Genomic DNA, 1437 nt, shown 5'->3' with positions numbered 1-1437 from the left:
GGCGGCGGCCCCCATCAGGTCCTGAACGACCACCACATGCGGTACCCCCGCCTGCCGCGCCAGACGTCCACCGAGCACGCCCCCGGCCAGACTCGGCATCTGGGAGAGCACCACATCGGGCCGGATACGCGGTGGTGTCAGGGCACTATGGACCAGGATGCTCGCCTCGAACAGGGCCCGGCGCAGGGCAGTCTGACGCGGCGGAACGGTGTGCCACCGGCGGTGCACCGTCACCCCGCCACGACGCTCCCGGACACGCCACCGGCCGCGATAGCCCTCCGCCACCCGCCAAGCGGGATAGTGCGGCATGCCCGCCAGGACATGAGTGTCCGCGCCCCACGCGGCCAAGTGCTCGGCGATCTGCGTCGAGTACGGCCCTATACCGGTGTGTTCGGGTGCGTAGTTGGTCGAGACCACGAGCACACACCGGCCCGCGAACGAGTCTTCCACGAATGGCCCCCCTCTGGATGTGCGGTCATCGTAGGAGGCTGCCGGGGCCCGCGGGCTGTGAATTGCGTTGCGATTGTGTCCCGAAGGCGACCTTGTTTTCCCGATGTCCCTTAGATTGTGGTCGCTGGTGGGGAGTTGGGGGGAGGTGGGCCGATGCGGCGCGGACATCGTCCGGGCACCACGGTGCCGGTGCGGGGCATCGCCGCACTGTGCTGCTGGGCGTTGCTGCTGGTGGTGCTGCTGCCGGTACTGATCCTTCAGTCGCTCGACGCCCGCTTCGGTGCCGCGCTGGCCGTGCAATGTGTGGTGGTGGTGCACACGGGTGCGGCGCTGGCCCGGGTGCTGACGGACGTCCGCGCGCGGCTGATCGCTCTCGGTTTCTGGCTCTTTTCCTATGTGTGGCTGGGACTCGCGCCGTTGGCGATGCTCGCGACGGACGCCTATCCCCGCGGATTCATGGTCGATGCGAACACCGCGTTCCTGACAACGGCCGTGGTGGAGACGGGACTTCTCGCCTACAGCGCGGGGTCGGCGGTGGCGTCCTGGCGGTCGTCACGCACCTCGGTGGTCCTCGAACCGGTGCTGGCCCGGCGGCTGTCGCCGGGGCGGGTGCTGCTGCTGTGCGGTCTGGCGCTGCTGCTGGCGGTCGCGCTGATCCCGGGGCAGGGCGGACTGTCGGCGTTCTTCCTCAGCCGGCAGGCCGCCAACGAGGCCGCGGCGCAGGCGGCGCCGGCCGCGTCCGCGGACCGGGCGATGGCCGCCTGGGCCCTTTCGGTGCCGGCTTTCTGGGCGCTGGTGGGGCTGGTGCACGTACCGCGGTTCACCGCCGGCGACCGGACCCTGCGCGGATTACGGTGGCTGCTGCTGCCGCTGCTGATCGCGGTGAACGTGGTCGTCAACAACCCGATCAGCCAGCCGCGTTTCTGGGCCGGCACGGTCCTGCTGGCGCTGGTCTTCAGCGCCTCCTGGCTGCGCGGACCGCGGGCC

The 1437-nt window shown here is 70.6% G+C and carries 1 protein-coding gene and 1 pseudogene; one reads left to right on the top strand and one right to left on the bottom strand.

Features of this window, described 5'->3' with window-relative positions:
• The coding region (locus AC3EUV_RS38310) for a glycosyltransferase (protein WP_435604892.1) at positions 1-417 on the bottom strand (417 nt) is incomplete at its 3' end.
• A 186-nt stretch (positions 418-603) separates the two neighbouring features.
• Here AC3EUV_RS38310 and AC3EUV_RS38305 point away from each other — a divergent pair.
• Positions 604-1437 (top strand): annotated as a pseudogene (locus AC3EUV_RS38305) (hypothetical protein); the annotation flags it as partial.

It is taken from the genome of Streptomyces sp. bgisy130 (assembly GCF_057708345.1).
The sequence above is the reverse complement of the archived record's forward strand: the minus strand, read 5'-3'. Positions and strand labels throughout refer to the sequence as shown.